This window comes from Brevundimonas sp. KH_060 (assembly GCF_057838275.1).
The window spans coordinates 277,927-297,490 of record NZ_CM174463.1; the positions used below are offsets into that span (position 1 = coordinate 277,927).

The window sequence follows — 19,564 nt, forward strand, 5'->3', positions numbered from 1 at the left end:
GTTCAGCTCTCGGCCGGACGCAGGCCCGTCGACGCTTGCTGGACGGCGGCCGGACGGCGCTGGCCGCCGGCGGCGATGACGCGGTCGATGCGGGCTTTTTCGGCGCGGAAGGCGGCCAGATCGGCGCCCGCCAGGACGGTGCCTTCCTGGGTCTTGATGCCGGCCGGATTGATCCGCTGGCCGTTGCGCCAGATTTCATAGTGCAGGTGCGGGCCGGTCGAGGCGCCGGTCGAACCGACGTAGGCCACGACCTGGCCCTGGGTCACGCGTTGGCCGGCGCGCATGCCCGAGGCGAAGCGCGACAGGTGGCCGTAGCCGCTTTCCAGGCCGTTCGAGTGGCGGATGCGCAGCCAGTTGCCGTAACCGCCCCAGCGACGGGCCTCGACCACCACGCCGTCGGCGGGGGCCACGACCGGCGTGCCGGTGGAGGCGGCGAAGTCCATCCCCTGGTGCATCTTGCGATAGCCCGAGATGGGGTGGGTGCGGACGCCGAAGTTGGAGCTGACGCGGCGGAAGTTCTGCAGCGGGGTGCGCATCATGGCGGTGCGCGTGTTCTTGCCCGTGGCGTCGAAATATTGAGCCGTCTTCGAGCCGGCGGGCTGGAAGCGGTAGAAGGCGTGGCCCTTCAGTTCGGCGTAGAGCAGTTCGCCGGTTTCCACCGTGCGGCCCGATTCCGTGACCATGCGGTCGAAGACCAGGGTGAACTCGTCCGAGGCGCGCACGTCGCGCTGCATGTCGAACTTGTGGGCGAACAACTGGCTGGCGCGGCGCACCACGGCCGAGGTGGCGCCCAGTTCGCGGGCGCTGGCTGACAGAGAGCGCTGCACCTTGTCGTTGGCGACGACGGTTTCTTCGGTGACCTTCTCGTCCAGCGAGCGCAGGCGCAGGGCGCCGTCGAAGCTGCGCGACACGGTCAGCTGGCTGGCCGGGCCGGTGCGCATGGTCAGGCCGATCAGGCGGGCGTCGCCCAGGCCGCCGCGCGGCTTGGATACGGCGGTCTCGAAGCGCAGGCCCGCGCGCATGTCGTTCAGGTCAAAGGCGCTGGCGACGGTGGCGGCCACGGCCTTGGCCTCGTCGGCGCCGATGCCGGTGCGACGCACGGCCTGTTCGAAGGTCTCGCCGCGGCGAATCTGGACGGGAATGGCTTCCGGGGCGGTCATGCCGGCCGGGGCGGCGGCGGCGGCGTAGGCCTGAGCTTCCAGCGATTCGATCTGCGCCGCAGTCAGGGCCGGAACTTCCTCGGCCTTCACCTGTTCATATCCACGACCGGCCAGCAGGGCGATGCCCACGGCGGCGCAAGTCGTCAGCAGGTGCGGCGCGAGCCGGACGGGCTGGCGGCGAGGATCGAACTGAGCCATGGGTCCCCGGCAAGTCGGCGACGCGTTCCGCGCCAAAACAGTCGAATCTCGACGCGTCTGCCGGTCGCCCAGCGAACGCGAAGCGAGCCGTATAGCCCGCACGTCCCATCTTGGGAAGATGGAATGTTACGATTGGTTAACGTGGCGGCGATGAGGTGCAGTAATTTAGCGTTCTGCGTGAGTCTCGCGCCAAACTTCGCCTTCTTGTAGTCGAGGTCGACTGGTAGTGGCTGGGGGGTCACGCCGCAGTGCTCATTCTGCAACGACTGTTGTCGTAACGCATTCTGTGGCGTTGTTCCCTTTCCTGTTAAGTTGAACACCCAACGCCCTTGACCGACGACATCGCCTCCTCAGGGTCCGACGCCGGATCCGCTCATTCCTCTGGCGCGCCGTCCGGAAAGGGCAGGCCGCGTCCGCGGCTGCGATTGGCGGTCCGGACGCTGCTGATCCTGCTGGCGCTTCTGCTGGTGCTGGCGGCGACGCTGTATCTGAACCGGCGCGCGGCGGCGCGGGAGCTGCTGGTCGGCTGGCTGGACCGCAAGGGCATAGACGCCGACGTCGAGGTCGAACGGTTGGAGCTGAACGGCTTCGTCGGCAAGGTCTCCATCGGCGATCCCAAGAACCCCGACTTCAAGGTCGAGCGGGTCGAGGTCGATTACGCCGTGGGCCTGCCGTGGTCGAAGGCCGGCCTGGGCGTGACGCCCAGCCGCGTCCGTCTGGTCCGTCCGATCGTGCGCGCGGCGTGGAAGGACGGCAAGCTGTCGCTGGGCAGCCTCGATCCCCTGGTCGAGGAATTCACCGGCAAGCCGCCCAAGCCGGATTCGCGCGCGCCCCTGGTCATCGTCGAAGGCGGCCAGGCGCGGCTCGACACCGAATACGGCCCGCTGCGCCTGCTGGCGGACGCGCGGCTCGACGACGGCAAGCTGATGCGGCTGTCGGGACGGATGCCTGCCGCCTCGCTCAAGAGCGGCGAGACCGAGGCGCGAGGCCTGGCCGGCGTCATCGAGGTGACGACCGTGGGCGACCGCATGGCGGTGAAGCTGGACGCTCAGGTCGAGCGCTTCGCTGCGGCGGGCGTCGGCGGTCAGGACGCGGCCTTGAGTCTCAGCGGCGACCTGCCCTACCCGGACATGAAGACCCGGCGCGGCGACGGCCGGGTGGGTCTGACCGCGCGGCTGACGGCGGACGAACTGGCGGGCGCCGGGACGGCGGCGCGTCAGGCAGTCGCGACGATGGCATTCGCCGGGGCGGTCGAAGGCTGGCTCAACGCCTATAGCCTCAAGGGCGAGGCGAAGGCGGCGGCCTCGGCCGACCGGCTCCAGGGCGAAGGGGTGGATGTCCGCCAGGCGACGCTGGACCTCAATCGCCTGACCCTGTCGACGTCGGGCGGGACCGAGGGGCAGGAGATGAAGTGGCGCGCGGCCTCGCCCCTGCGGTTGACGGCGACGTCGGGCCGGTTCGGCGAGGCCCGCCTGACCCAGGCGGTCGTCGCCTCGACCGCGATCGAGGCGGGCGGCAAGGGCGGCGCCTTCGAGGTGCAGGGGCCGGCGACCCTGACCGCGAGACGGCTGGCGACCGGCGACGTGACCCTGGACGGCGCGCGCGGTCGTCTGGACTTCGATCTGGTGCGGGACTCCATCACGCGGATCAGCGCGACCGGCGCATTGGGGGCGGATCGGGTTTCGGCGCCGGTGCTGGGCGCGCCGCTGGTCGACGATCTTCCGGAACTGGCCGAGTTGAAGCGGGCGCTGGGGGCCTTCGCCCTGGACGCGCCCCAGGTGCGGCTGGTCAGCGACAACGCTGGGGTTGAATTGGCCCTGCTGCGGCCGATCACCGCCCGCCCGGCTAACGGCGGCGAACTGAGGCTGTCGGCGGCGACGGGACCTGTTCTGTCCCTGACGGCGGACGGAGCGACGCGCGGGGCCTTCAGCGTGGCGTCGATGCGCGGCGGCGGCCTGCCCGAGGCGCGCTTCGACGACGTGCAATGGCGTCTGACGCCGGGCGGATTCGCGGCGAGGCTGAAGGGGCAGGCGGCGCTGGACTTCGGTCCGGCGCGCGGCGTCGCCTTCAGCACTCAGGGCGACCTGGCCTCGGCGGGCGGACGTCTGTCCTATACGGCGAGCGACTGCATCCCGGTGACGATGAACAAGCTCGACCTGGGCGAGAACTCGGTCGAGGCCGTGTCCGGCCGCGTGTGCCCGACGTCGGCGCCCTTGTTCGTTGTTCAGAACGGCGCCTGGCGCGCACAGGCGCGGCTGGTCGATGTGGCGGCGACGGCGCCCGTCTTCGAGGTCGGTTTCACGGGCGCCGAGGGCGATCTGGTCATCGACGGCGCGGCAAAGGGGCTGTCGATGCGGGTGGGCGTCAGTCAGGCCCAGGTCGCGGACACGGCCGATCCGGTCCGCTTCCTGCCGCTTCAGGCCAAGGGCGCGGCGCGGCTGGCGGCCGACGTCTGGACGGCCGGCTTCGATCTCAGCCGACTGGATCACGCCGTCGGCCGCGTCGAGGTGCGCCATGACGTTCAGGCCGAAGCGGGCGGGGCGGTGATCTCGGCGCCCAGCCTGGCCTTCACCGAGCATGGGCTTCAGCCAGACGACCTCAGCCCGCTCGTCGCCGACTATGTGAAGTCGCCGGTCGAAGGTTCGGCCGGGTTCGAGGGGCGTTTCGATTGGGCGGCCGAGGGCGCGACCAGTTCGGGCGTCCTGACTGTGCCGGAGCTGGACTTCACCAGCCCGGCGGGCAAGGTCCAGGGGCTGAAGGGGCGGGTGGAGTTCACCAGCCTGACGCCGCTGATCACCGCCCCGAACCAGACGCTGACCGCCGATCGGGTGCAGACGGTGACGCCGCTGACCGATCTTCAGCTGTCCTTTGGTCTGGACGAAAAGGCCCTGACCATCGGCGGCGGCCAGATCCAGGCGGCGGGCGGGCGCATCAGCGTCGAGCCTCTGTCCCTGCCGCTGACGCCGGGCGAGGGCTGGGGCGGGGTGGTCGTGGTCGAAGGCGTGCAGCTGAACGAACTGCTGAAGAGCGCCAATCTTCAGGACAAGGCCGAGTTCGACGCCGTGGTGTCGGGGCGGCTGCCCTTCACCTATGATCCCAAGGACGGCTGGCGCATCGTCGGCGGCGTGCTGAACGGGGTGCGGCCCGGTCGTCTGTCGATCCAGCCTCAGGTGTTCGACGACCTAGCCGCCGGCGGCGGGGGCGAGGCGGGCGTTCCGCCCAACACCATGCAGGATCTGGCCTATCAGGCCATGCAGGATCTGGCGATCAGCGATCTGACCGCCGAGGTCAACAGCCTGGATCAGGGCCGCCTGGGCGTCCGGTTCCGCATCAACGGCCGCCACGATCCGCCCGAGCGCGAGCAGCTTCGCCTGACCTTCATGGAGCTGATCCGCCGTGACTTCCTGAACAAGAAGCTGAATCTGCCGTCGGATACGCCGATCGACCTGACGCTGGACACGACCTGGAACGCCAACCAGATCATCTCGGATCTGCTGGAATATGCGCGTCGTGGCGAGACGCCTGTGCTGACGACGGATGAAACGCCTTGAGTCACGGTCGCGCTTTGTTCAGAACCCATTCACACGCCGCAGCGTTTAATGGCGGTGACTTCCAACGCCGCCTTCGGAGATCGGCCTCATGATCAGCAAGCGTCAGATCGTCGCCATGCTCGGCCTCGGCGCCGTCAGCCTGGCCGCATGCGCGCCTACGGTGAACATCAAGTTCAGCGAGCCGCTGCAGATCTATGCCAAGCTCGACGCCGACATCCGCATCAAGCTGGACCAGGAACTGCAGAACCTGCTCCGCGAAAACCCCAACCTGTTCTGAATGTGAAAGGGGGCTTTGACATGACTTACCGCAAACTCTTCGTGGCTGTGGCCGCTGTCGCTGCTCTGGGCGTCGCCGCCGGCGCCGCCGTGGCTCAGACCGCCTCGCAGAAGGCCCTGGTCGATCAGGCCAAGGCCGCCGGCACGGCGGGCGAGCAGGCTGACGGCTACGTCGGCGTGCGCACCTCGGTGAACGCCGACACCCAGGCCGCCATCAGCGCGACCAACGCCGGTCGCCGTCAGGCCTACGCCCGCAGCGCCGCCGACGCCGGCACCTCCGCCGAAGTGGCGGGCGCTCGGATGTTCGAGACCCAGCTGCTGCCGCGCATCAGCTCGGGCCAGTGGTACAAGAACGCCCAGGGCCAGTGGGTCCAGCGCTGAGCTGAGCCATGACATCGACCTTCAGAGGCGGCCGACTGGTCCGGCTTCTGAGGTCGTTGATCCTCGCCGTCGCCATATCGGCGGTCAGCACGCTTGGGCTGGCGGCCTATTGGCGTCTGATCGGCGGCGGCGAGATGAGCCTGCATGGCTGGATCGCCATGGGGCTGGGCGTGCTGGGCACGGTCGGCCTGGCCTGGGGCCTGATGGCTCTGGCTTTCCGATCTGATCGCGACGGCTGGGATGATCGGGTCGATAATCACCTGGATCCCGGCATCGAGGGCGCCGAGGATCGCAAGGACGACGACCTCTACTATTGAGGCTTCAGGCGGCGACGTCCGCCTGGCCGGAGAGGGCGGGCAGGAACAGGCCGCGCGCCAGGGCGTCCACCACCGGCACCGCCACGGCGTCGCCCATCAGCTTCAGCGACGCGCTTTCGCTGGCGGGCAGGCGATAGGCGTCGGCGACCCCCATCAGCCGCGCAGCTTCGCGGCCGGTCAGGCGGCGCATGGCGACGCGGTCCCCCTCGACGATCACCACATACTGGCGCGATGAGCCGCCCGACGGCGTGCGCAGGCACCCGGCCAGGCCGTCGAAGCGCATCTCCAGTCGTTGCAGCTTTTCGCCGTTCTTGACCCGCACCCGGCGGAAGGCCGCGCCGACGCGCCGCTCGCCCGAGGCCTTGAGCGTCTCCAGCCGCGCGCGGTGTAGCGGCGACAGCATGGCCAGCAGGGTTTGGGTCTCCGCCTCGTCGAAGCAGGGGGCGTCGGTCTCCAGCACGGTCGCCAGGTCGTGGTTGCGACGCGGCGGAGCGGCCAGACGCCACCAGGCCCAGGCCGTCTTCACCGGCTCGGGCAGCCGCTCCCAGGCGGCGATCAGGCGCGAGGAATGGAAGGGCTGGGCGGGGGCGGACAGGCGCGGTCCCTCGACGCCGCGCATGGCGATGATGAACAGGCGCGGGCGCGACTGCGGCAGCCACAGACCGGCGTCGATCTCCAGGGCGCCGACCGTATAGCCCGCCTCGGCCATGGCCCCGCAGACGGCGGCGAAGTCCTGGCCCTCGCCCGAGGTCAGCAGGCCGACGACGTTCTCCAGCACGATGATCGGCGGCGCGCGGCCCTCGGCGTCCAGTCCCTGCATCAGCTTCCAGAAGCCCCAGAAGGCGCCTGAGCGCTGGGCCTTCAGCCCGCCGCGCGCGCCCGCCAGGCTGACGTCCTGACACGGCGACGACGCCCAGCACAGGTCGGGCGCGCCCGGAACCTGATCCGGCGTCACCGTCCAGACATCGGCGTGGACCAGCGGCGTTTCGGGGTGGTTGGCGCGAAAGGCGCGGGCCTTGGCCGCGTCGATGTCGTTGGCCAGGACGGTGCGGAAGCCTGCCAGCCCTGATCCCGCCAGCCCGCCGCCCGCGAAGAACTCGCAGGCCGTGAAGGCGACGCCTGCGTTTGCGGCTGGGACGGGGCGAATCGACATGAGGGCACATTAACTCAGGCGAGCCGCTTTGGCGCCTGCCTTGACGGGGCGAAGGCAAACCGGGACTCTGGCCGCGAACGTTTCAGAAAGGACCGCCATGCGCGTCGCCCTCCTCTCCGCCGCCGCCGCCCTGTCTTTGGTCGCCTGTTCCCAGCCTGCTGAAAAGGCGCCGGACGCCGCCAAGGCCGAGCCGCGCGCTCTCGCGGGCGTCGATCTGGACCAGCCGGTGCGGGTGCTGGGGACCGAGCCGTTCTGGGCGGTGGAGATCAAGCCAGACGGCCTGACCTATTCCGGCGTCGACCGGGCCGAGCAGAAGGCCGCAAACCCCGGTCCGACCCTGCAGGGCACGCTGGCCAGCTGGGCGACTAAGACCGAGGCCGGGACGGATCTGACTGTCACCTTGACGGCGACGGACTGCTCGGACGGCATGAGCGACCGCACCTATCCCCTGACCGCCAAGGTCGAGATCGGCGACGAGACCCTGACCGGCTGCGCCGCCGCAACGGCCGCCATCGAGAGGGCCGGGGAGAGCGGCCGCGTAGAGTAAGGCGAAGCTGGCGCCCGGCTTGCATTGAGCGCTGTTACGCGGCCGGGCTGTCTCCGGTCGGTTCACCGGCCAGGATGGTCCCATGACGCCCGTAGCGACGCCGATCGACATCCGTCCCCTGACCTCGCTCAGGTTCCTCGCGGCCCTGTGGGTCGTGGTCTATCTGATGTGGCCCAATCTGGCGGTCGGCGGCATGCCTGCGCTGGCGGCCAAGGGCTATCTGGGCGTCGAGCTCTTCTTCGTCCTGTCGGGCTTCATCCTCAGCCACGTCTATCTCCAGGCGTTCGGCGAGAAGCGGTTCGGCTACAAGAGCTTCCTGTGGGCGCGCATCGCGCGGGTCTATCCGCTGCACCTGTTCACCCTGTTGGGCGTCATGGCCCTGGGGCTGGCGGCGACGGCGGCGGGCATGGCGATCGACGCCAGCATCCTCAGCTGGAAGACGCTGCTCCCCAACCTGCTGATGGTCCACGCCTGGGGCTTTGCGGGCGAGGCGGGCTGGAACCACCCGTCCTGGTCGATCTCGGCCGAGTGGTTCGCCTATCTGACCTTCCCCGTCTTCGCCGCCGCAGCGTGGAAGCTGCGGAACCGGCCGTGGCTGGCGACGGGGGCGTCGGCCTTGTTTTTGGTCGCCCTCTATGTCGGGTTCGAGCGCGTCGCCGGCTATCGTCTGACCGAGGCGACGTTCAAATGGGGCGCGCTGCGGATCGTGCCGTGCTTCGCCTACGGCTGCGCCCTCTACCTGGTCTATCGCCGGGCGCCCTTGCCGCACGCGGGCCTGCTGGCTTTGGCGGCGGCGGTCGTGACGGCGCTCAGCGCCTCGTTGATGAGCTGGGACGGGATCACCGTCCTGTCCGGCGGCCTGCTGATCCTGGCTCTGGCCAGCATTCCTGCGAGCAAGGCGGGCGTCCTGGGAGCGGCGCCCGCAGTCTATCTCGGCGAGATCAGCTATGCGGTCTATATGCTGTGCGCCCCGTGGCAGATCCTGGCGGTCAATGTCGCGGCGCGCCTGACCGGGGCGGAAGACAAGCAGCTTCCCCTCGTGTTGTGGCTGGCGATCATCGCGGGCTTGATTGTCGCGGCTGCGATTGTTCATCAACTGATCGAGCGCCCGGCCCGCCGTTTCCTGCGCGGATGGGCGCAGAAGCGTCGATCATCTGTGGATCAACAGGGGAAACAGTCGGAAACAGTTCTTCAACCTTCTGATCCTATCGTCTAAGGCTTGTCCGCGTTCAGTCGGGAGCACGCCAGATGATGAAACGGCTCACAGCCGCCGCCCTTGCGGCAAGCCTAGGCTTTTTCGCCTTCACCACGACCCCGGCCCAGGCCGGTGATCCCTACTGGCAGTGCGTGACCTTCGCGCGCATGTTCTCGGGCATTCAGATCTTCGGCGACGCCTGGACCTGGTGGCGTCAGGCCGTCAGCAAGTTCCGCACGGGCGACGCGCCTGAGACCGGCTCGGTGCTGGTGTTCCAGCCCCACGGCCGCATGAGCGCCGGTCACGTCGCCGTCGTCTCCGACGTCCTGACCGACCGCGTGATCCGCGTCACCCACGCCAACTGGGGCGGCAGCCGCGGCAAGGTCGAGGAAAACGTCACCGTCGTGGACGTCTCGTCCTCGGGCGACTGGAGCCGGGTGAAAGTCTGGTACAACCCGATCAACGATCTGGGCACCACTGTCTATCCGACCTATGGCTTCATCTATAACGGCGCCCGCGACGCCTTCGCCAACGGCCGCCAGATGGCCGCCAACGCCGTCGCTGACGGTCGCGCCGCCAACTAGTTTTTCGAGTGAAAAAGGGTCTGGCCCCGCCCGGCTGATCGGGCGATAGCTGGCGTATGACCGAAGCAAACGACATCCGCGGACACGCTATCGAGACGGCCAAGCATGAGCCGCAGGGCGTGACCTACGCCGGCTATCTGGCCCTCGACGACATCCTGTCCGCCCAGAAGCCGCGCTCCGACCAGCATGACGAGATGCTGTTCGTCATCATCCACCAGACCAAGGAACTGTGGCTCAAGCAGATCCTGCACGAGGTGGCCCTGGCGCAGACGCTGGTGCGCGCGGGCGATCTGGTGCCCGCCTACAAGAGCCTGGCCCGCGTCAGCCGCATCCAGTCGGTGATGACCCAGAGCTGGGACATCCTGGCCACCATGACGCCCGCCGACTACCTGAAGTTCCGCGGCGACCTGGGCGCCAGCTCGGGCTTCCAGAGCGACCAATTCCGTCGCCTGGAGACCATGCTGGGCCTGAAAGACCCGCGCTTCCTGCGTTTCCACGCCGAACGCCCGGACGCCCATGCGGCGTTGCAGGCCGCGCTGGAATCGCCCAGCCTCTACGACGACGCCCTGCGCCAACTGGCCAAGGCGGGTCTGCCGGTGCCGGAGGCCGTGCTCAACCGCGACGTCAGCCAGTCCTATGAAGCGAACGGGGGCGTCGAGGCGGCCTGGCTGGAGGTCTATCGCGACACCGAACGCTGGTGGCCCCTGTATCAACTGGCCGAGAAGCTGGTCGATCTGGACGACGCCCTGCTGACGTGGCGGCATAAGCACGTGGTGACGGTCGAACGCATCATCGGCCGTCGTCAGGGGACGGGCGGCACCGACGGCGTCGGCTATCTGGTCGAGACGCTGAAGCGCCGCTGCTTCCCTGAACTGTGGTCGCTGCGCACCAAGCTGTGACGCTGGAAACCTTCGCCGCTGGCAGGGGTTTCCCTATGGACAGCAACGGAGGTTTCCGATGAGCGGCAACAGCCACGACATCAAGGTCCTCAACGGTTTGGTCGAGGGGCTGGTCGACAGCGCCGACGGCTACCATCAAGCCGCCGTGGAGACGGCGGATGGACCCTATCGCACATGGTTCGAGGCGCGGGCGGCCGAGCGGCGTCGTCTGGCTGAAACGTTCAAGGCGGCGGTGCGCGATCGCGGCGGCTCGCCCGAGGAGGACGCCTCTATCCTGGCCAAGGCCCAGCGCGCCTTCATGGACGTGAAGCACGCCCTGCTACGCAACGACGCCTCGGTGCTGGGGACGGTGGAGACCGGCGAGGAACAGTTGACCGCGCGCTTCGGGCGGGCGTTGGCTGACGAAGGGCTGTCCGCCACGACCAAGGAGACCATCCGCCGCGCCTATGCCGAGGTGCAGCAGGGGCGCGAGCAGCTCAGCGTTCTGAAGGGCGGACTAGCGGGCTAGAGACGCAACGCCTCTCCCTCCCCTTCATGGGGAGGGTGGCTGAGACGAAGTCGAGGCCGGGTGGGGGCGACTTCGCTATTCAAGCGTCGTCTTCTATGTCGCCAGGCCCTCCCGACCCGGTCGCTGCGCGACCACCCTCCCCATGAAGGGGAGGGAGAGAAGCGCGCTCAAGCAGCGAGCCGCCGCGCGGCGAGCGTTAGCGCACTAAAAAAGCCCCGGCGTTTCCGCCGGGGCTTTTGATCTTCAGCGCGAAGCCGAAGCCTGAAATCAGGCCTCGTCGCCGGCCTTCTCGGTCGTGCCGGTGGCCGGGACGGCGACCTTGCGGGCCGTCTGGCGCTCGGCGATACGGGCCGACTTACCGCGACGGTCGCGCAGGTAGTACAGCTTGGCGCGACGGACGACGCCGCGACGCTTCACTTCGATGGAGTCGACGTTCGGCGACAGGATCGGGAAGCGACGCTCCACGCCTTCACCGAACGAAATCTTGCGGACCGTGAAGGTCTCGTTGATGCCGCCGCCGTCACGGGCGATGCAGACGCCTTCGAACGCCTGGATGCGTTCGCGCTCGCCTTCCTTGATGCGCACGTTGACGCGCAGGGTGTCGCCTGGCTGGAATTCGGGGATGCTCTTGCCTTCGAGCAGGCGGGCTTTTTCTTCGGCAGCGAGTTGCTGGACGATGTTCATAGTGTCTCTCCGGAGCTTATTTGCTCTTTAGCTGTAAGTTGGCGAGATGCCGCTCCCAGAGATCCGGGCGCCGCTCCCGCGTGGTCGTTTCCCTTTGTTCCTGACGCCATTTGGCGATCTTCTTGTGATCGCCTGACAGCAGGATCTCCGGGATGTCGTGGCCCTCGAACGTCCGCGGTCGCGTGTACTGCGGATGCTCAAGCAGGTCGTCCTCGAAGCTCTCGGTGGACAGGCTTTCCGCCGCACCCAGAACCCCCGGAACCAACCGGACGCACGCCTCGATCGCCACCATGGCCGCCGCCTCGCCGCCGGCGAGCACCGCGTCCCCGACGGAGACCTCCTCGAACCCCCGGGCGTCGAGCACCCGCTGGTCCACCCCCTCGAAACGGCCGCACAGGACGACGATGCCGTCGGCCTTGGCCCATTCCGTCACTCGCGCCTGCGTCAGGGGTCGACCGCGTGCGCTCATGTACAAAAGCGGCCTAGGCGGGCCTTCCAGGCTGTCGAGAGCCCTGGCCACCACGTCCGCTTTAAGCACCTGACCGGGACCGCCACCCGCAGGGGTGTCGTCCAGGAAGCCGCGCTTATCTTCGGAAAACGCGCGAATGTCCAGCGTCTGCAGGTCCCATAGCCCCTTCTCGCGCCAGGCGGTGCCGATCAGCGACACCCCCAGCGGTCCGGGAAAGGCCTCGGGAAACATGGTCAGGACGGTGGCGGTAAAGGGCATGGCGGCCCTTTACCGCTCTACTGCTCTAAACGCGAGCCTCAGGCGGCGGGGGCGCCGCCGCCCTTGGCGATCCAGGCGTCGACCAGGTCGCCCAGAACGTCCAGCGGCACGGCGCCCGAGCCCAGGACCACGGTGTGGAAGTCCTTGATGTCGAAGCGGTTACCCAGCGCCGCTTCGGCCTTGGCGCGCAGTTCCTCGATCTTCAGCTCGCCGATCTTGTAGCTGGTCGCCTGGCCGGGGTTGGTGATGTAGCGCTCGACCTCCTTCTGGATGTCGCGCTCGGACAGCAGGGAGTTGTGGCGGAAGTAATCCATCGCCTGTTCACGGCTCCAGCGCTTGGCGTGCAGGCCGGTGTCGGTCACCAGACGCACCGCGCGCCACAGCTCGGTCGAGAGACGGCCGAAGTCGGAATAGGGATCCTGATAGAAGCCCATCTCCTTGCCCAGGCGTTCGGAATACAGGCCCCAGCCTTCGGAATAGGCGCCGTAGCCGCCGAAGCGGCGGAAGCTGGGCAGGTGTTCCATCTCTTGCGCATAGGCGATCTGGAAATGGTGGCCCGGCGCGCCCTCATGATAGCTGATGCCCTCGATCTGCGGCTTCAGCACCTGGGTCATGTCCGACAGGTTGACGTAGTAGATGCCGGGGCGCGAGCCGTCCGGCGCAGGCGAGTTGTAGAAGGCGATGGAGGCCGTCGCTTCACGGAACGGCTCGACCGCGCGGACCTCCAGCGGGGCCTTGGGCAGGTTGGAGAACCACTGCGGCGCCACGGTCATGACCTGGGCCACGAAGGCGCGGGCGTCGGTCAGATAGGCTTCCTTGCCCTCGGGCGTGTTCGGATACTGGAACTGCGGGTCGGTCTTCAGGAAGGCGAAGAAGTCCTGCAGCGTGCCGGTGAAGCCGACCTGGGTCTTGATCGTCTCCATGTCGCGCTGAATGCGGGCGACCTCGTCCAGGCCGATCTGGTGGATCTGATCGGCGGTCAGGTCGGTGGTGGTCGAGAGCTGCAGGCGGGCGTTGTAATAGGCCTCGCCCTGCGGCATGCGCCAGACGCCCGCGTCGCTGTCGGCCTGGGTTTGCACCTGGCCGAGCGCCGCCAGAACCGTGTCGAAGCCGCGCTTGTAGGGGCCGGTCAGGGCCGTGCGGGCCGAGGCCAGCAGGCGGTCCTTGGTCGCCTGATCGGCGTCCAGGGCGGCGATCTTCTTCTGGAAGTCGGCCCAGACCGGGTTGTCGGCGCCGGTGTCGAACGGGGCGCCGGCGATCACCGCGCGGGTGTTGTCGATCGAGGGCTCGAAGACGAAGCGCGGCGAGACCACGCCCTTGCCGGCGCGCGCCGTCAGGGTGTCGGCGACCTGATCCATGTAGCGCTCGGCGGCGTTCAGGCGGGCGACATAGGCCTCGGCGTCCGAGACGCTGCCGATGCGGTGGTTGTTGATCAGGAAGACCGGCAAGCTGGTCGTCGGGTTGCCGTTGGCGGCGAACTGGAAGCCCCAGTCGCGCCACTGGTTCGACAGGCGCGCCTGCTGCACGCCGTGTTCGAACAGGCGCCAGGACAGGCGGCTCTGCTCGCTCAGCTTGGTCGGGTCGAACTGGGCCTTCATCTGGGCCAGTTGGGCTTCCTGCAGGGCCAGCGAGCGTTCGGCGGCGGCGTCGGAGACGTCGTCCAGCTTGTCATAATCCGTCTTGCGGCCCAGCGAGGTCATGCGCTGGGGGCTCAGCGCCACGCGCGCTTCGAAGGCCTGTTCGAAGAAGGCGTTGAGTCGGGCGTCCTCGCTCTGGACCTGAACAGCGGCAGTGGCCGGCGCGGCCCCCTCGGCCATGGCGGCGGGCGCGGCGGCGCAGAGCGCCAGGACGGCGGCGGATGAAATCAGAAGACGACGCATGAGAAAGACCCCCCTCGGTACAATAAGGGCGGCACTGTTCCCCGAAGCGCCGCCGCAGGCAAGCTGCGGCGGCTAAGGTTCTGCGTCAGGCGCCGCGCAGGTCGGTGATCGTGCGGCCCGGCGCGATCTGTTCGGCGTCGGTGATCAGGTGAACTAGGGCGGGGCGGCCGCTCGCCGCCGCCTCGCGCGCCGCCGTCAGGGCCGCCGGGAAGTCGTCGGTCGTCTCGCAGCGCACGGCGAAGGCGCCGAAGGCCTCGGCGAACTTCACGAAGTCGGGGTTCTTCAGCTCGGTGGCGATGACGCGGGTCGGGTATTCCCGCTCCTGGTGCATGCGGATGGTGCCGAAGGTTCCGTTGTCCACGACGACGACGACGACGCCGAGGCCGTATTGGGCGGCGGTCGCCATCTCATTGGCGCTCATCATGAAGTCGCCGTCGCCGGCGATGCAGACCACTTCGCGCGACGGATGGACCGCCTTGGCCCCCAGCGCCGCCGGATAGCCGTAGCCCATGGCGCCCGAGGTCGGGGCCAACTGGGTGCGGCGCGCCTGATGGCGATGGAAACGGTGTAGCCAGGCGGCGAAATTGCCCGCGCCGTTGGTCAGGATGGCGTCTTCTGGCAGCGCTTGGGCCAGATGGGCGATGACTTCGCTCATGTTGACTGCGCTCTTGACCTCGATGGGGGAGGAGAAGGCGAGGAAGTCGGCATGGGCCGTCGCACCCTGTTCGGTCCAGACGCGGCCCGGCTCGATGGCCGACAGGGCCAGCGCCGCCAGCGAATTATCCGCCGCCGCCGACAAGGCGGGCGCCCAGACGCGGCCCAGCTCTTCCGGCCCCGGATGGATGTGGACCAGGGTCTGCGCCGTCTTGGTGCGGTCCAGCAGGGTGTAGCCCTGGGTCGGATTCTCGCCCATGCGCGCGCCGATCACCAGCAGCAGATCGGCGCCCTTGACCCGCGCCACCAGCTTGGGGTTGGGGCCCAGGCCGAGGTCGCCCGCATAGCCGGGGTGGTCGTTGCGGATCAGATCCTTGCGGCGGAAGGACAGGGCGACCGGCAGGCCCAGACGCTCGGCCCAGCCGGAAATCGCGTCGGTCGCTTCGTCGCTCCAGCCGGAGCCGCCCAGGATCAGCATGGGGCGTTCGGCGCGCGACAGGCGCTCGCGCACCTGTTCGACGAAGGCCGGGTCCAGGGCGGCCTTGGCGGGCGTCACGGGACGGATCGGCGAGGGGCCGCCGTCCTCGTGCAGGATGTTCTCGGGCAGGGCGACGACGACCGGACCCATGCGACCCTGCTGGGCGGCGGCGAAGGCGCGCTCGACCACTTCCACCGTGCGTTCGGGGCTCTCGATCTCGGTCGCCCACTTGGCCAGGCCGCCGAACACTTCGCGGTAGTCGACTTCCTGGAAGGCGCCGCGGCCGCGGTCGGTCAGGGCGATCTGGCCGACGAACAGGATCATCGGCGTGGAATCCTGGTGCGCCGTGTGCACGCCGATCGAGGCGTGGGTCGCGCCGGGCCCGCGCGTGACCATGCAGACGCCTGGCTTGCCGGTCAGCTTGCCGTAGGCCTCGGCCATGTTGGCGGCGCCCGCCTCGTGGCGACAGACGATGACCTCGATCTTGTCCTGGACGTCAGCCAGGGCGTCGAGCACGGCGAGATAACTCTCGCCGGGCACGCAGAAGACCTTGTCGACCCCGTTCATCACCAGGGTTTCGACCAAACGGCGGGCGGCGGTTCCGGAAGCTTGCGTCATGCTTTCGCCGTTAGCAGATTGAAGGATGAATTGGCCATGCAACCTTATGGTCAAGCTTCACGTTGAAGCGTCAAATCGATCCACGGGGATTCCATCATGCGCAAGCTCATCGTTCTCGGCGTCATCGCCGCCGCCCTGACCACCGCCGCCTGCAACACCGTCGCTGGCGTGGGCCGCGACGTCTCGGCGGTCGGCCAGGCTGTCACCTCGGGCTCGGAACGCGCCAAGAGCTGAAACTGACGGCGACGCGGCGGCGTTGCCTTGTTTTGCGTTTTCGCCACAAATCCGCAGACGAAGTCCGTCATTCTGACGGCGCAATCGGAGGAATGAGATGGGACTTCTGGACAATATCCTGGGCGGCCTCGGCGACGACGCCGCCGGCGGCCTGGCCGACCTGCTGAAGGGTCAGGGCGGCGTGGCGGGCTTGGCCGAAAAGTTCGGTCAGAACGGTCTGGGCGACGTGGCGGCCTCGTGGATCGGCAAGGGCGGCAACGCCGCGATCTCGCCGGAGCAGATCGCCGCCGTCATCGGCTCGGGTCCGATCGCCGACTTCGCCCAGAAGCTGGGCATCTCGCCGGAACAGGCCAGCGAAACTCTGGCGGGCCTGCTGCCGGAAGCGGTCGACCGTCTGACGCCGGGCGGCAATGCCGACGGCGCCGACGACATGCTGGGCGGTTTGCTGGACAATCTGCCGGGCGGCCTCGGCGGCGCGCTGGGCGGTCTGTTCAAGCGCTAAGGCCTGGCGCTAGGCTTCGGCCTCATAGGTGACGCCGGTCAGATAAAGCCCGTCTGACGGCGCCACCGGGCCGCATCGCGCGCGGTCCCTGGCTTCGAGCGCATCGGCCAGGTCGGCGGGGCTCCAGCGGCCCAGGCCGACCTCGGCAATGCTGCCGGTCATCGAACGCACCTGGCGATGCAGGAAGCTGCGCGCCTCGAACACCAGATGCACCTCTTCCCCGACACGAGCGACGCGGGCCACGTCCAGCGTCCTCATCGGGCTGGCCGCCTGACAGGCGGCGTCGCGGAAGGTGGTGAAGTCGTGCAGGCCGATCAGGGCTTGCGCCGCCGCGTGCATGGCCTCGGCGTCCAGCGGCTTCTTGACGTGCCAGACCCGGCCCCGGTCGAGCGCGGGACGGCCGGGCCGGTTCAGGATCCGATACAGGTATTTGCGCCCATTGGCGGTGAAGCGAGCGTGCCAGTCGTCGCTGACCGGCGTGCAGTCCAGCACCGCCACCGCCTCCTTCATCAGATGGGCGTTCAGCGCGTTCATCACCGTGCGCGCGGGCCAGTCGCGCTCCAGATCGACATGGCAGGTCTGGCCCGTGGCGTGGACGCCCGTGTCGGTGCGCCCGGCGGCGGCGATGCGCACGCTCTGGCCGCTGAAGGCTGTGATCGCCGTCTCGATGGCGCCCTGCACGGTCGGCTGGCCGAGCTGGGCCTGAAAGCCGTTATAGGCCGAGCCGTCGTATTCGACCGTGAAACGATAGCGGGGCATCAGCCCAGAACCACCCCGGCGGCGATGGGAAAGCCTCTCAGCATCTCGTCGGCTGGCTGCGCCGCCTTGCCGGGACGCTGCACGCGGGTCAGGCGCACGGCGCCGGTTCCGCAGGCGACCGTCAAGGCGTCGTCCAGCACCTGACCGGCCGGACCTTCGCCTTCGGCCCGAACCGACATTAGGGCCTTGATGCGCACCGGCTCGCCGTCGGCCTCGACCTCGAACCAGGCGCCGGGGAAGGGCGACAGGCCGCGGATGTGGGCGTCTACGTCGGCGGCGGGGCGGGTCCAGTCGATGCGGGCTTCGGCCGGGGTGATCTTCTTGGCGTAGGTCGACTCGCCGACCTGTTCTGTCTCGGTGAAGGCGCCGCGCTCGATGGCGGCCAGGGCGCGGGGCCACAGGGCGGCGCCGACGTGGGCCATGCGGTCGCCCAGCGAGGCGGCCGTGTCGTCGGGGTGGATGTCCATCAGCTCGGACAGGATGATGGCGCCTTCGTCCAGCCCCTCGCTCATCCGCATGATCTGGGCGCCGGTCTGGCGGTCCCCGGCCATGATGGCGCGTTGGATCGGGGCGGCCCCCCGCCAGCGCGGCAGCAGCGACCCATGCAGGTTGAAGCAGCCCAGGCGCGGCGCCGCCAACACTTCAGGCTTCAGGATCTGGCCGTAGGCGACGACGCAGGCGGCGTCGAGATCAAGGCTCTGGAAGACGTCGACGGCCTCGGCCGCCTTCATGCTCTCGGGCGTGAAGACCGGCAGGCCCATGGCCTCGGCGAAGGCGTGAACCGGCGACGGCGTCAGCTTCTGGCCCCGGCCCTTGGGGCGCGGCGGTTGCGAATAGACGGCGACGATCTCGTGCCCCGAGGCGATCAGCTCGGCCAGCGACGGCACGGCGAAGTCGGGGGTTCCCATGAAGGCTAGGCGCATGGGCACGCCTTTAGACCGTGAGGCCGATTACATCCAGCGCGTATAGACGCCGCCGCCTTCGTCCCACTCGCCGCCCGCATCCAGCGCGTCGTCGAAATCGAGCAGGCGGTCGATGACCAGACCGGCCACCACGCCGACGGCGGCGACGGCCAGCAGGGTCGCGACGCTGGCGACGCCGACCTTTTCATTGCGGGTCAGGCGGCGGCGGCCGCGCTGGTCGATGATGCGGGTCTTGCGAGCCATCAGGCGGCCATCCTCGCTTGTTTCTTGACCTTGGCGACCGCGCGGTCGCGGCGCAGGCGCGACAGGTGGTCGATGAACAGGACGCCGTTCAGATGGTCCAACTCGTGCTGGAAGCAGACGGCGTAGAGGCCCTCGATCTCTTCTTCGATCGTCTCGCCTTGATAGTTCATGTAGCGGACGCGCACGCGGGCCGGACGCTCGACGGCGTCGTAATAGGTCGGCACCGACAGGCAGCCCTCCTCGTAGGAGAACATCTCCTCCGACGACCACAGGATCTCGGGGTTGACGAAGAAGCGCGGGTTGCGGCGCTCCAGCGCCTCTTCCTCGGTCTGCGGTTCGTCAGACGCGCCCTCGACCGGCTTGTCGCCCAGGTCCATGACGACCACGCGGGTCAGCTCGCCGATCTGCGGCGCGGCCAGGCCGATGCCCGGCGCGTCGTACATCGTCTCCAGCATGTCATCCATGAGGGCACGCACGGCGTCGGTGACGCCGCCCTCGACGGGCGCGGCGACGGTCTTCAGGATCGCCAGGTCGGCGGCGTTATCGATAGTCAGGATACGACGAATGGCCATGCGGGGGAGGTAGGGCGGCCGCCCCCGAACGTCAAGAATTACCGACTGCAGCGCTCGGACTTCTCAAACCGCCCTTCAGGCCGGCGGCACTTCGCGCGGCTTGCGCTCCTGGTCGATGGCCACATAGGTGAAGACGCCCTCGGTCACGCGGACCGACAGGGCCTCGGCCTGGCCCCGCGCGCGTTTCCACGCTTCGACGTGGACGCGGATCGAGGTGCGGCCGACGCGGATGATCTTGGCGTAGGTGGATACTTCGTCGCCGACCGAGACCGGTTGGTGGAAGACCATGCCGTCCAGGGCCACGGTGGCGCAGCGGCCGCCTGCGCGCTCGAACGCCGGGGTCGCCCCGGCCAGGTCCATCTGCGCCAGCAGCCAGCCGCCGAAGATGTCGCCCTCGGGATTGGTGTCGGCGGGCATGGCGATGACGCGGCCGACGGGCTGGCCCTCGGGCAGGGTGGCGGCGGTTTTGTCGACGTCAGACACAATGACCTCTCGAGCGGCTTTATCGGGGGCGGTTCATG

The 19,564-nt window shown here is 68.7% G+C and carries 22 protein-coding genes; 11 read left to right on the top strand and 11 right to left on the bottom strand.

Translation table 11 applies throughout. The features are described 5' to 3' along the window. Positions 1 to 2 precede the first annotated feature (2 nt). On the bottom strand, positions 3 to 1,358 hold the full coding sequence (locus tag AC3IPP_RS01430) for a M23 family metallopeptidase (RefSeq protein WP_087140525.1): 1,356 nt from the start codon (positions 1,356 to 1,358) through the stop codon (positions 3 to 5). Between the two features lie 425 nt (positions 1,359 to 1,783). Here AC3IPP_RS01430 and AC3IPP_RS01435 point away from each other — a divergent pair, with 425 nt between their 5' ends. From AC3IPP_RS01435 to AC3IPP_RS01450, 4 genes are all read left to right on the top strand, one after another. Then, positions 1,784 to 4,909 (top strand): intermembrane phospholipid transport protein YdbH family protein, encoded by a 3,126-nt coding sequence (locus tag AC3IPP_RS01435; protein WP_489150078.1) that lies wholly within the window; start codon positions 1,784 to 1,786, stop codon positions 4,907 to 4,909. 88 nt (positions 4,910 to 4,997) lie between these two features. Then, a complete protein-coding gene (locus tag AC3IPP_RS01440) occupies positions 4,998 to 5,186 on the top strand; it encodes a YnbE family lipoprotein (RefSeq protein WP_040346241.1) in 189 nt (62 codons plus the stop codon). A 20-nt stretch (positions 5,187 to 5,206) separates the two neighbouring features. Continuing rightward, positions 5,207 to 5,566: a YdbL family probable chaperone protein gene (locus AC3IPP_RS01445; protein WP_489150079.1), complete on the top strand. Its 360-nt coding sequence runs from the start codon at positions 5,207 to 5,209 to the stop codon at positions 5,564 to 5,566. Positions 5,567 to 5,574: 8 nt separating this feature from the next. After that, positions 5,575 to 5,883, top strand: coding sequence for a hypothetical protein (locus AC3IPP_RS01450; protein ID WP_087140523.1), 309 nt, complete (start codon positions 5,575 to 5,577; stop codon positions 5,881 to 5,883). A 4-nt stretch (positions 5,884 to 5,887) separates the two neighbouring features. On the opposite strand, the gene AC3IPP_RS01455 is transcribed toward AC3IPP_RS01450, so the two are convergent. Next, a complete protein-coding gene (locus AC3IPP_RS01455; protein WP_489150080.1) occupies positions 5,888 to 7,036 on the bottom strand; it encodes a DNA cytosine methyltransferase in 1,149 nt (382 codons plus the stop codon). A 97-nt stretch (positions 7,037 to 7,133) separates the two neighbouring features. Here AC3IPP_RS01455 and AC3IPP_RS01460 point away from each other — a divergent pair, with 97 nt between their 5' ends. The 5 genes from AC3IPP_RS01460 (at position 7,134) to AC3IPP_RS01480 (ending at position 10,769) form a co-directional block, all read left to right on the top strand. Further along, positions 7,134 to 7,583, top strand: coding sequence for a COG3650 family protein (locus tag AC3IPP_RS01460; protein ID WP_489150081.1), 450 nt, complete (start codon positions 7,134 to 7,136; stop codon positions 7,581 to 7,583). 82 nt (positions 7,584 to 7,665) lie between these two features. Beyond that, positions 7,666 to 8,799, top strand: a complete 1,134-nt coding sequence (locus AC3IPP_RS01465) for an acyltransferase family protein (protein WP_489150082.1) — start codon at positions 7,666 to 7,668, stop codon at positions 8,797 to 8,799. Positions 8,800 to 8,831: 32 nt separating this feature from the next. Then, positions 8,832 to 9,362: a CHAP domain-containing protein gene (locus tag AC3IPP_RS01470; protein WP_087140519.1), complete on the top strand. Its 531-nt coding sequence runs from the start codon at positions 8,832 to 8,834 to the stop codon at positions 9,360 to 9,362. A 56-nt stretch (positions 9,363 to 9,418) separates the two neighbouring features. After that, positions 9,419 to 10,261: a tryptophan 2,3-dioxygenase gene (locus AC3IPP_RS01475; protein WP_489150083.1), complete on the top strand. Its 843-nt coding sequence runs from the start codon at positions 9,419 to 9,421 to the stop codon at positions 10,259 to 10,261. 58 nt (positions 10,262 to 10,319) lie between these two features. Continuing rightward, positions 10,320 to 10,769 (top strand): PA2169 family four-helix-bundle protein, encoded by a 450-nt coding sequence (locus AC3IPP_RS01480; RefSeq protein WP_489150084.1) that lies wholly within the window; start codon positions 10,320 to 10,322, stop codon positions 10,767 to 10,769. 267 nt (positions 10,770 to 11,036) lie between these two features. Here AC3IPP_RS01480 and rplS read toward each other — a convergent pair whose 3' ends face one another. The 4 genes from rplS to AC3IPP_RS01500 form a co-directional block, all read right to left on the bottom strand. Continuing rightward, entirely contained in the window at positions 11,037 to 11,453 is a 417-nt protein-coding gene (gene rplS, locus AC3IPP_RS01485; protein WP_489150085.1) for a 50S ribosomal protein L19, read from the bottom strand. 16 nt (positions 11,454 to 11,469) lie between these two features. Further along, positions 11,470 to 12,180, bottom strand: coding sequence for a tRNA (guanosine(37)-N1)-methyltransferase TrmD (trmD, locus tag AC3IPP_RS01490; RefSeq protein ID WP_087140516.1), 711 nt, complete (start codon positions 12,178 to 12,180; stop codon positions 11,470 to 11,472). 38 nt (positions 12,181 to 12,218) lie between these two features. Then, on the bottom strand, positions 12,219 to 14,060 hold the full coding sequence (locus tag AC3IPP_RS01495; protein WP_489150086.1) for a DUF885 domain-containing protein: 1,842 nt from the start codon (positions 14,058 to 14,060) through the stop codon (positions 12,219 to 12,221). Positions 14,061 to 14,145: 85 nt separating this feature from the next. Beyond that, positions 14,146 to 15,810: a thiamine pyrophosphate-binding protein gene (locus AC3IPP_RS01500; protein ID WP_087140514.1), complete on the bottom strand. Its 1,665-nt coding sequence runs from the start codon at positions 15,808 to 15,810 to the stop codon at positions 14,146 to 14,148. 96 nt (positions 15,811 to 15,906) lie between these two features. Here AC3IPP_RS01500 and AC3IPP_RS01505 point away from each other — a divergent pair, with 96 nt between their 5' ends. Together AC3IPP_RS01505 and AC3IPP_RS01510 are read left to right on the top strand one after the other, a co-directional pair. Next, the gene (locus AC3IPP_RS01505) at positions 15,907 to 16,044 is read left to right on the top strand and encodes an entericidin A/B family lipoprotein (RefSeq protein WP_087140513.1); all 138 of its coding nucleotides are present in this window, start codon (positions 15,907 to 15,909) and stop codon (positions 16,042 to 16,044) included. Between the two features lie 97 nt (positions 16,045 to 16,141). After that, positions 16,142 to 16,546 carry a YidB family protein gene (locus tag AC3IPP_RS01510; protein ID WP_087140512.1) on the top strand — a complete coding sequence of 135 codons (405 nt, stop codon included), beginning with the start codon at positions 16,142 to 16,144 and terminating at the stop codon, positions 16,544 to 16,546. Between the two features lie 9 nt (positions 16,547 to 16,555). Here AC3IPP_RS01510 and truA read toward each other — a convergent pair whose 3' ends face one another. From truA to AC3IPP_RS01535, 5 genes are all read right to left on the bottom strand, one after another. Further along, positions 16,556 to 17,305: a tRNA pseudouridine(38-40) synthase TruA gene (truA, locus tag AC3IPP_RS01515; protein WP_489150087.1), complete on the bottom strand. Its 750-nt coding sequence runs from the start codon at positions 17,303 to 17,305 to the stop codon at positions 16,556 to 16,558. Next, entirely contained in the window at positions 17,305 to 18,228 is a 924-nt protein-coding gene (gene fmt, locus AC3IPP_RS01520) for a methionyl-tRNA formyltransferase (protein ID WP_489150088.1), read from the bottom strand. The genes truA and fmt overlap by 1 nt, the downstream gene beginning before the upstream one ends. A gap of 27 nt (positions 18,229 to 18,255) precedes the next feature. Then, the gene (locus AC3IPP_RS01525; protein ID WP_003166203.1) at positions 18,256 to 18,471 is read right to left on the bottom strand and encodes a hypothetical protein; all 216 of its coding nucleotides are present in this window, start codon (positions 18,469 to 18,471) and stop codon (positions 18,256 to 18,258) included. Beyond that, positions 18,471 to 19,043, bottom strand: a complete 573-nt coding sequence (gene def / locus AC3IPP_RS01530; RefSeq protein WP_087140509.1) for a peptide deformylase — start codon at positions 19,041 to 19,043, stop codon at positions 18,471 to 18,473. The genes AC3IPP_RS01525 and def overlap by 1 nt, the downstream gene beginning before the upstream one ends. A 75-nt stretch (positions 19,044 to 19,118) precedes the next feature. Then, positions 19,119 to 19,526, bottom strand: a complete 408-nt coding sequence (locus AC3IPP_RS01535; RefSeq protein ID WP_087140508.1) for an acyl-CoA thioesterase — start codon at positions 19,524 to 19,526, stop codon at positions 19,119 to 19,121. Positions 19,527 to 19,564: the final 38 nt, after the last annotated feature.

Coding starts and splice junctions, on each gene's coding strand:
- AC3IPP_RS01430 (WP_087140525.1), bottom strand. CDS start 1,358: ATGGCTCAGTTCGATCCTCGCCGCCAGCCCGTCCGGCTCGCGCCGCAC.
- AC3IPP_RS01440 (WP_040346241.1), top strand. CDS start 4,998: ATGATCAGCAAGCGTCAGATCGTCGCCATGCTCGGCCTCGGCGCCGTC.
- AC3IPP_RS01445 (WP_489150079.1), top strand. CDS start 5,207: ATGACTTACCGCAAACTCTTCGTGGCTGTGGCCGCTGTCGCTGCTCTG.
- AC3IPP_RS01450 (WP_087140523.1), top strand. CDS start 5,575: ATGACATCGACCTTCAGAGGCGGCCGACTGGTCCGGCTTCTGAGGTCG.
- AC3IPP_RS01455 (WP_489150080.1), bottom strand. CDS start 7,036: ATGTCGATTCGCCCCGTCCCAGCCGCAAACGCAGGCGTCGCCTTCACG.
- AC3IPP_RS01460 (WP_489150081.1), top strand. CDS start 7,134: ATGCGCGTCGCCCTCCTCTCCGCCGCCGCCGCCCTGTCTTTGGTCGCC.
- AC3IPP_RS01465 (WP_489150082.1), top strand. CDS start 7,666: ATGACGCCCGTAGCGACGCCGATCGACATCCGTCCCCTGACCTCGCTC.
- AC3IPP_RS01470 (WP_087140519.1), top strand. CDS start 8,832: ATGATGAAACGGCTCACAGCCGCCGCCCTTGCGGCAAGCCTAGGCTTT.
- AC3IPP_RS01475 (WP_489150083.1), top strand. CDS start 9,419: ATGACCGAAGCAAACGACATCCGCGGACACGCTATCGAGACGGCCAAG.
- AC3IPP_RS01480 (WP_489150084.1), top strand. CDS start 10,320: ATGAGCGGCAACAGCCACGACATCAAGGTCCTCAACGGTTTGGTCGAG.
- rplS (WP_489150085.1), bottom strand. CDS start 11,453: ATGAACATCGTCCAGCAACTCGCTGCCGAAGAAAAAGCCCGCCTGCTC.
- trmD (WP_087140516.1), bottom strand. CDS start 12,180: ATGCCCTTTACCGCCACCGTCCTGACCATGTTTCCCGAGGCCTTTCCC.
- AC3IPP_RS01495 (WP_489150086.1), bottom strand. CDS start 14,060: ATGCGTCGTCTTCTGATTTCATCCGCCGCCGTCCTGGCGCTCTGCGCC.
- AC3IPP_RS01500 (WP_087140514.1), bottom strand. CDS start 15,810: ATGACGCAAGCTTCCGGAACCGCCGCCCGCCGTTTGGTCGAAACCCTG.
- AC3IPP_RS01505 (WP_087140513.1), top strand. CDS start 15,907: ATGCGCAAGCTCATCGTTCTCGGCGTCATCGCCGCCGCCCTGACCACC.
- AC3IPP_RS01510 (WP_087140512.1), top strand. CDS start 16,142: ATGGGACTTCTGGACAATATCCTGGGCGGCCTCGGCGACGACGCCGCC.
- truA (WP_489150087.1), bottom strand. CDS start 17,305: ATGCCCCGCTATCGTTTCACGGTCGAATACGACGGCTCGGCCTATAAC.
- fmt (WP_489150088.1), bottom strand. CDS start 18,228: ATGCGCCTAGCCTTCATGGGAACCCCCGACTTCGCCGTGCCGTCGCTG.
- AC3IPP_RS01525 (WP_003166203.1), bottom strand. CDS start 18,471: ATGGCTCGCAAGACCCGCATCATCGACCAGCGCGGCCGCCGCCGCCTG.
- def (WP_087140509.1), bottom strand. CDS start 19,043: ATGGCCATTCGTCGTATCCTGACTATCGATAACGCCGCCGACCTGGCG.